We start from the raw sequence: 9,070 nt of genomic DNA, 5'->3' as shown, positions 1-9,070 counted from the left end.
CGCAAGTAGTCCCGTCAGTGGATGCACAGGCGATGGTATTGCTGCCGGTTTTAACGGCTTCACTGCGGGCGTAGAGCAGGTTTGAAAGGAGGTTTTGCTGAATGTTTGAGAAACGAATGGTGTTCGAGACTTCCCTCAGTTGTGGCAGTCCCATGGCAACAATAATCCCGGCGATCAACAGAGTGATCATCAGCTCAATTAATGAAAATCCTTTTTCTCCAGGCTCAGGGCTGTTTTTTGCCCCGGGCTCAAGGCTGTTTGAGTGCCCCATGAGATCTGACCGGTTTTTAGCGTTTATCTGATCAGTTTAGAAGTGGATTTTGATGATTCGGGTGAAGGGGTAGAGAACCTGCGGAATTATTATCAAAGCAGCCAATGAGATAAAAACAGGGATGGTTTTTTGACAGGGGGCTAATGATTTCGGCCGCATGGCAGTTATAAGAATGAGATAACCCTTAAACTCTCGTTGAATCAGGTCAATGTCATGGAGCAGGAAAACAGGGATACCATCCGGCTGCTCATAGTGGATACTTCCTCTGAAGAAGCTGAGGCACTGCTTAATGTTTATCGGGATGCCGGATACCCGACCCGTGCTCATCATGTCACTTCTATAAAGAGTCTGGAAGAAGCTCTGTCTGGTCATCAGAAATGGGATTTGATGATTATCTCTTCAGCCGAGCTGCCAGAGGGATTAACGATCAGTTCAGTGCTTGATCGGGTTGACCAGCAGGGCAGGGACATTCCTTCGATAGTATTGTCAGAACAACCGGAAGAAGAACAGTTGCAATGGCTCAAGCTGGGAGTAAGAAGTGTTATTGCTCAAGACAATGATGAACTGCTTCTGCTGACTTCTGATCGGGAAATTGCCGACCTTAACGCCCGCCGTCACCATCGACTGATGAGCGTTGCCCTGAATGAATCAGAGAAACAGAGACGTCACCTGTTGGACGATCAGGTGGATGCCATCATCTATATCAGTGAAGGTCAGGTTAAATACTCAAACCCGGCATTCAATGAGCTGGTGGGTCTGGATGGCAATGCCAGTCTTCTCGGTAAACCCTTTACTGATCTGGTGGCGGGAAAAGATCGCAGGGAAGTGGGTGATTTCCTGAACAGTATCGAAGACAGTGGCCGGGCCCTGGCAGCGATTCAGTGTCCGTTGCTGGCAGTTCAGGATAATGAAGTGCCTGTCAGGGCTATAGTCAGTCCTACTTCCTTTGAGGGACGTTATACACTGAGTCTGCTGGTTAGGCTCCAGGAAACTGAAGAGGCCTCGGATGTTGAGCATAAAGACGTCGAAGTGGCCCGTCTTGATAGCGAAACCCATCTCTATGATAAAGAAGCTTTCAAAGAGCAGATGGATGTTGCCATGCAGAGAGTGGTTGCGGGTAAAGACCAGTTTGCCTTGCTTTGTATTACTCTCGATTCACTGCGTGCGCTTCATGCCAAAGGCGGTAAAAGAGTCAGCCAGCCCTATTATAAAGAAGTCAGTTCACGTCTTGGTTTGGAGTTAATAGAACATCAAGCTGCCAGTTGGAGCGGTGACTGTATCATGGCTTTGGTGAAAGCCAGTGATGAAAAGTCGGTGCGGGAATTGGCCGATCAAGTCATTAAAGCGGTTACACAAGAGACGGTCACACTGGGCAGCAATGAGCTTCCGGTCAGGCTGAGTCTGGGTAGTGTCATGCTGACCGATTCCAACAGTGATCCTGATACTCAGTTGGTCAGAGCTCGCCATGCTGCTATTCAGGCCCAAAAAGAAGGCGGCGGAAAACTTTGTTTCTATCAGAAACGTAAGGTTAATGCGGTCAGTTCGGTTGAGAAGCATCTGGCAGGAATGGTCAGCCAGGCTCTGAAAAATGACAATTTTAAATTGAAATATCAACCAGTGGTCAGTTTGAAAGGTTCTTCTGAAAAGCACTTTGAAGTTCAGTTGCGTATGGTGGATACCAGAGGTCGTGAACATGACTCAGTGACATTTAGAAATAAGCTGGACAAAAATGCTCTCTGGAGCAAAGTCGATCGCTGGCAGGTCATAGAAGCAGGAAAAGAGCTTCTGAGCAGAACCCAGAATAAGGATAACATCCGACTCTTCATGCATCTTGGCGGCAATGCCATTCTGGAGAAAGAGTTTTTGCCCTGGTTGGGCGTTGCACTCAAGGCGGCAGCTATGCCTGCTTCGTCGGTGATTGTGGAAATCAGTGAACAGAATATTGTCCGCTTCAATAAACAGGCTCCGGACTTTTTCAAGGCGGTCAAGGCGCTGGGTTGCAGTACCGGAGTGAGTGAATTTGGCTGCAGTTTGAACCCTATGGAAACCATTGCGCCAATGGCGGTGGATTATGTCAAGGTTGATCCTTCTTTCACTAAAGATCTAACCAGCGAAAATCAGGGTAAAGAACTCAAGAAAATGGTCCTCGCTTTATCGGAAAAGGGGCAGAAAGTGATCGTTCCTCAGGTTGAGAGTGCTGTTGAGATGGCCCCGCTGTGGCATACCGGTGTCGATTTCATCCAGGGCGACTTCCTTCAGGAGCCTGTGGAACATATGGACTTTGATTTTGAGGGGGACTTCTAGTGGCTGACGCAGCCTCCCCGTAATCAAGGAAGATTTTGAGTTTTACACTGACTGCAACATCGTTGAAAATAGCCGGCTCACAGATTGAAGATTAAGAGATCAGGCTTTTTAATGTCAGCAAAGCTCAATATCGTCATGGCCCAGCTTAACCTCAAAGTGGGTGATATAGACGGCAACACCCAGCGGGTGATCGAATCGGCTGAAGAAGCGCGTGATCAGCATCAGGCCGATCTGGTGGTTTTTCCTGAACTGACACTCTGCGGGTATCCACCTGAAGATCTGTTACTCAGGCCCAGTATGGTGTTGAGAATTGAGCAGGCTATCAGCAAGCTCGGTGTGGTCAAAGGTATTGATCTGGTGATTGGATTACCTGCCATGGGAGCACATGGTCTGGAAAATCAGGCAGTGGTCCTTAGAGACGGTCAGGTGATGGCCCGATACGCAAAACAACATCTGCCTAACTACCAGGTATTCGATGAGAAGCGCTACTTCATGTCGGGACATGAACCCTGCGTCTATGAGTGTAAAGGGGTAAAACTGGCTCTGACTGTCTGTGAAGATCTCTGGTATCCCTCATCCGCTCAGCAGGCTGCAGATGCCGGGGCGGAGCTGGTTCTGAGCCTCAACGCTTCCCCCTTTCATAAAGATAAACACACTATCCGTTACCAGACCATCCGCAACCGTTGTCTAGAAACGGGTCTTCCCGTGCTTTATGTCAACCTCCTGGGTGGACAGGATGAGCTGGTGTTTGATGGTGGCTCTTTTGCCATGAACGGCAATGGACAGGTCGCTGTCAGGGCCGATTACTTTGCCGAAGGTCTCTACAAAACCTGTTTCGACATAGCAGACAAGACGTTTGATCAGGAAGACGTTGCCGAGCTGCCTGGCCTGCACGAACGAGTCTACAATGCTCTGGTCACGGGAGTTCGTGACTATGTGAATAAAAATGGCTTTAAAGGGGTTGTGTTAGGTTTATCCGGTGGGATTGATTCTGCCTTGACTCTGGCCATTGCCACCGACGCTTTGGGCGCCGAACGGGTTCAGGCGGTTATGATGCCTTTCCGCTATACCTCAAACATGAGTCTCGAAGATGCCCGGGAAGAAGCCGAAATTCTGGGTGTCGATTATTCCGTCATGCCTATTGAGCCGATGTTTGATGCGTTTATGTCAATGCTGAGTTCTCAGTTTGAGAATACCCGAAAAGACACCACAGAAGAAAACCTCCAGTCCCGTTGCCGGGGCGTCATGCTGATGGCCATTTCCAACAAGAAAGGTTACATGGTCCTCACTACCGGCAATAAGAGTGAAATGGCGGTAGGCTATGCCACGCTCTATGGCGATATGTGCGGTGGTTACAATGCTCTGAAAGATGTACCAAAAACGCTTGTCTTTGAGTTGTCCGAGTACCGTAACTCTCTGGGTTATGTTATTCCGCAACGGGTGATTGATCGTCCACCTTCTGCCGAACTCGCACCTGATCAGGTAGACGAAGACAGTCTGCCTCCCTACGACGAGCTGGATCGAATCATCGAAATGTATGTGGAAGAAGATAAAAGCGCTGAAGCCATTATCGATTCCGGCTTTGACCGGGATACTGTCTATCGGGTGTTGCGTCTGATTGATGTTAATGAATTCAAACGTCGGCAGGCGGTGGTGGGGGTTCGTATTACGCCCCGCGGTTTTGGACGTGACCGCCGTTACCCGATTACCAACGGCTGGCGTCCGGGTATTTGATGGTCTGAACAAACCCGGACTACCCCGGTCGCGCTTATGCGTTTGCCAGAGCCATATAGGTCTGGTGAACCTCATCCAGTTGTTTAAACAGCTGCTCCAGCGAGCCGCTGTTATCAACCACGTCGCTGGCTTTCTCCAACCTCTGTTTACGGGAAGCCTGTCTCGCCATAATAGCCCGGGTTTGTTCTTTGCTCATGCCGTCGCGGCTCATGGTTCTTGCCAACTGAGTGTCTTCAGGAACATCGACAACCAGGATACGTTGGGTGAGCAAGTGTTGATCTGTTTCTACCAGAAGCGGCGAAACCATGATGGTGTAAGGAGACTCGGACGCTTCCAGTTCCTGAATAATCTGATGACGAATCAAAGGGTGCAGCAACTGTTCCAGCCATAAACGTTCGCTGTCGTCATTAAAAATAATGTCCCTGAGCTTTCTTCGGTCCAGAGTGCCTTCGTCAGTAAGAATATCCTGACCATGTCTTTCTGCAATTTTCTGCAGAGCTGGCTGACCGGGTTCCACCACTTCTCTTGAAGCCTGGTCCGCATCCACTACGGTAATACCGAGACTGGAAAAGTAGTCGGTAACGGCGGTTTTACCACTGCCGATGCCGCCCGTTACGCCAATAACCAACTTACTCATGTTCAGCTCACAGTCCCATAATCTGCAGATAAGATTGAACCAGTGTTTCTCCCCAAAGCAGGGCAATAAAGCCCGCAGCGGCCAGATAAGGCCCAAAGGGAATAGGGTTGCTCCGCTCCTGCTTTTTCAGGATGATTAGCACCACCGCGACAATCGTTCCCACCAGTGAGGACAGCAGAATAATCAGAGGTAGCATTTGCCAACCCATCCAGGCACCGAGTGCCCCCAGTAGTTTAAAGTCGCCGTAGCCCATACCTTCTTTGCCCGTCAGCAGTTTGAATAGCCAGTAAACAGACCACAGTGAAAGATAACCGGCAGCAGCACCCAGCACCGCGTCCTCTAAAGGAATCAATAACTCAAAGCTGTTGGCTAGCAGGCCCAGCCAGAGTAAGGGCAAGGTAATGCTGTCCGGCAGCAGTTGGGTGTCCAGGTCAATCATGCTCAATGCCAGTAGGGACCAGACTAAACAGCACAGTAAAATCGTCTGGAGCGTGGCGCCAAAGTAGATGCCAACAGCAACGGTCAGCAGGGCAGAGACTACCTCAATGATCGGATAGCGAACAGAAATAGAGGTTTTGCAGGAAGAGCAACGGCCTTTCAAAAACAGATAGCTGATAACCGGGATATTTTCCCAGGCCCGGATCTTGTGGCCACAGCTCGGACAGGTGGAGTCGGGCTTGATCAGGTTATAAGGTTCCATCTCAGCAGGAACCTTGTCCGGGTGAAGTGTTTCCAGACACTCCAGCTTCCACTGCCGTTCCATCATTACCGGCAGGCGCAGAATAACAACATTGAGAAAGCTACCAACCAGAAGGCCGACCAGGAGCAGGATGAGATAGAAATAAGTGGGTGAAGACTGGAGTAATTCTAAGAGTGCCATTAGTCAATAAATCCGGTTTTCTTAATATGAAAGTGCCGCATGTTCAGATCCAGAGACACATTATAATTTGATAGCAGCGACACTTTGGCTCATGGCTGTTTTCTGATCTTACTCTACTTGATTTTTGGATTCAGTGCATTCTTATGGGCAAACTCTATTGGTCTGTCAGGTTGTCCTTATCGATTTCAAAATGGCTATGATGTGTCAAAAACAATGATTACATTGGAGCAAATTAATGCATTTCGGTCTGTAGTTGAGAGTGGCAGCTACAGTGCCGGAGGGTGTGACATAACCAGATACCGATTCACATCAAAAAGCTTCATGGGCTCTACATTGCACTACAATCATCGTGGTGGCCACCCGGTCTGAACTCGAAAAGTATTGCATGGTGCCAAATGAGACTTAGGTTTATTTTCTTTTATCGTCTTCTGTTAAGCCTGATTACCGGCTGTCCTGCTTTCCTTTATGCCTCCCCTTATCAAATAGAAGTAATAGCTGTTAATGCTGAAAACATGCGATATATTGCATATACCTCGGGTACTGTTCATCAAGCCAAACATGATTTATCCGAAGCATCGAACAGGCATTTATCTAACGAAAGTTTGCCACCGGTTATCGAGGAATCTGGCGACACCCAAAAGAAAGTGCTCTACGAACTGAAAGACGATGATAATTTTATTACACCCACCCCAACACTCCCGCCGGTGCCCGATGTTATTGAATTTGCTCACGAGAAAGAAGTCTCAATACAGAAAGAGCTTGCAGCCAGCACCTTGACGGTCAAGCCAACGCCTAATGAACCAGCTGCAAGACACTTCACCTATGCAACCATAAGGGCAGAAGCAAGCTCCAATGACATGCAATCGACAACGCTTTTGCCACAAGCCTCAATTCTTTCAGCTTCGGCTTCATCCAGCCCTGCAGATTTTCAGAGCAATGGGAATAAGCTACTTTGCACTCATTGCGGCAAGAGCCTGACTGCAGGAATGCATACACAAAAACAAAACCATCAAAAACAGCTTATGGGGCAGAGTCCGAGCTCTTTTGCTGGCCCCGGTGGCCTTGGTGGCCAGGGTAAAGACCAGCAAGACGAAGAGAATAAGGATGCGAAACGCGCGCAACACAAGAAATACACTCCTCCCCCGCCACCACAGGGTGGCGGATCCAAACGTCGCCAGTTCCGCTCTGCCGTCACTGCGGCGCAAAGACTGCCGGATGTAAAGCCACATGTACAGTGCAGGCTGCGCTTGCTCAAACTGCAACGCATCAATGACTACCTGCTGCTGGAGGAAGAGTACATCACGAATCAGAGCCGCCTGAACCGGGAGAGCAGTATCGACAGGGAGCAGTTAATGGTGGATGAGGTTCGCGGCTCGCCAATGAAAGTGGGGGTACTGGAGGAGATCATCGATGAAAACCATGCCATCGTCAGCGGGTCGGACGGTTTGCCGCACTACGTGAACATCATGTCCTTCGTGGACAGGGACAAGCTGGAGCCGGGCGGTCAGGTGCTCCTTCACAGCAAGCAGATGTCCATCATTGGCGTACTTTCGGATGAGGTCGACCCCATGGTTCGTGTGATGATGGTCGAGAAAGCCCCGATGGAGTCTTACGTTGATATTGGCGGCCTGGAGAAACAGATACAGGAAATCAAGGAGGCCGTCGAGTTGCCGCTCACACATCAGGAGCTTTACGATGAAATTGGCATTTCCCCACCTAAGGGGGTCATCTTCTACGGGCCGCCCGGAACCGGTAAAACGCTGCTGGCCAAGGCCGTCGCACACCATACCAGCGCCACCTTCCTGCACGTCGTCGGGTCGGAGCTCATTCAGAAGCACCTTGGCGACGGTGCCAGACTGGTGCGTGAGCTGTTCCGCGCTGCAGAGGAGTATGCGCCGTCCATCGTCTTCATTGACGAGATCGACGCCGTCGGTACTAAACGCTACGAGTCACATAGTAGTGGCGAGAACGAGATCAAGCGCACCATGCTGGAACTCCTGAACCAGCTTGACGGATTTGATAGCCGCACCGACGTCAAGGTCATTATGGCCACCAATCGCATTGAGGCACTTGACCCGGCTCTCATCCGGCCCGGTCGCATCGACCGCAAGATCGAGTTCCCTGTACCGGACTCCGAGACCCAGAAAAAAATCTTCAACATCCACACCGCCAAGATGGCCCTGGCCGAAGACGTCAATCTCGAAGAGTTCATCATAACCAGAGATAACCTCAGTGGTGCTGACATCAAGGCCATCTGCACAGAGGCCGGTCTGCTGGCCCTGCGCGAGCGCCGAATTCGGGTCACACAGACAGACTTCAGAAAGGCCAGAGAGCAGATTATGTACCTTAAAAATGAGTGTATTTCGGAAGGGTTGTATTTATGATGCGTGTGCATACCACCGGGTGAATTAGCCTGATGACTCAGAACGACTCATTAAACACTGCTTGAAAAGAAAAATATCCGGTCAGAGAGACCCTGTGCCAAAAAGATATTTTAGGGCAATCACTTTTTGTGATTCAGAGTAAAAAAGCACTCCCAACCGAGTTCGCTCTCTATCTGTATCCTCGCGCAAATCATCTGGCGAAGCAGGCGAAAGAATTTGAACAGGTAGCACTTTCTGCTCAGGATATGAAGATTACTGAGTTCAAAATTTGCTACGACGTACAAATTTCCATGGCGTTTTTAACTGAGCTTGATGCAACGATTGCTGAAACTTATCCGTCATTGCTGGTACATTGGCTGCACCGCAACCGACACGACGCATTAGCTTTTCTTGAAAAAGATGAAGCGCAGGTAGCTCTGATGCCCACTTTATCTGATTTACTGCCATCTGAACGTGTTGGGGTAATGAACATTGGAGCATCAAAACTGGGCATCTATGCTCATCCCGCTTCGCCACTGGCCCGGCTAGTCTTCTTTCCTTTGATATTTCATTAGCGTACCCGATAAGTAGCAGGGAACAGGTACAAATCGCTGATCATCGAAAGAGTGTTGTTAAAGAAATCAAGTAAGTGATCGGCCATGGGAATCAATATGTGAAAATGCTACAAGAGTTTAAACAAACCCTGATCGCCCAGACCACCACCAGAAAAATCAAAGTCCGCGCAGGGAGTCAGGATGGTTAGCATTACCGGCGAAGAGGGACTGGAACAAGCCCGGCCATCAGGTGGCTATTTCCAGCCGAACCCCTGGCAGCCTGTCGGACTTAAGCGTCCGTAGCGAGGATTGCAAGAAATTGAGGAT

General features: G+C 49.5%; 7 protein-coding genes. 4 read left to right on the top strand and 3 right to left on the bottom strand.

The window, feature by feature from the left end; genetic code table 11:
* Positions 1-271: Tfp pilus assembly protein FimT/FimU (locus KDK18_RS03165; RefSeq protein WP_257253153.1), on the bottom strand; the 271-nt coding region annotated here is incomplete at its 3' end.
* Between the two features lie 213 nt (positions 272-484).
* Here KDK18_RS03165 and KDK18_RS03160 point away from each other — a divergent pair.
* Both KDK18_RS03160 and KDK18_RS03155 read left to right on the top strand, forming a co-directional pair.
* The gene (locus KDK18_RS03160; protein WP_257253151.1) at positions 485-2,575 is read left to right on the top strand and encodes an EAL domain-containing protein; all 2,091 of its coding nucleotides are present in this window, start codon (positions 485-487) and stop codon (positions 2,573-2,575) included.
* 111 nt (positions 2,576-2,686) lie between these two features.
* On the top strand, positions 2,687-4,309 hold the full coding sequence (locus KDK18_RS03155; protein WP_257253150.1) for an NAD+ synthase: 1,623 nt from the start codon (positions 2,687-2,689) through the stop codon (positions 4,307-4,309).
* Between the two features lie 34 nt (positions 4,310-4,343).
* Here KDK18_RS03155 and coaE read toward each other — a convergent pair whose 3' ends face one another.
* A complete protein-coding gene (gene coaE, locus KDK18_RS03150) occupies positions 4,344-4,946 on the bottom strand; it encodes a dephospho-CoA kinase (RefSeq protein WP_257253148.1) in 603 nt (200 codons plus the stop codon).
* 7 nt (positions 4,947-4,953) lie between these two features.
* Entirely contained in the window at positions 4,954-5,826 is an 873-nt protein-coding gene (locus KDK18_RS03145; protein ID WP_257253147.1) for an A24 family peptidase, read from the bottom strand.
* 395 nt (positions 5,827-6,221) lie between these two features.
* Between KDK18_RS03145 and KDK18_RS03140 the strand changes: the two genes are divergently transcribed.
* Both KDK18_RS03140 and KDK18_RS03135 read left to right on the top strand, forming a co-directional pair.
* A complete protein-coding gene (locus tag KDK18_RS03140) occupies positions 6,222-8,210 on the top strand; it encodes an AAA family ATPase (RefSeq protein ID WP_257253146.1) in 1,989 nt (662 codons plus the stop codon).
* 128 nt (positions 8,211-8,338) lie between these two features.
* Positions 8,339-8,764, top strand: a complete 426-nt coding sequence (locus KDK18_RS03135) for a hypothetical protein (protein WP_257253145.1) — start codon at positions 8,339-8,341, stop codon at positions 8,762-8,764.
* The last annotated feature ends 306 nt before the right edge of the window (positions 8,765-9,070 follow it).

This window comes from Endozoicomonas sp. SESOKO3 (assembly GCF_024606255.1).
Note: the sequence above shows the minus strand (reverse complement) of the source record. Positions and strands in the feature narration are given on the sequence as shown.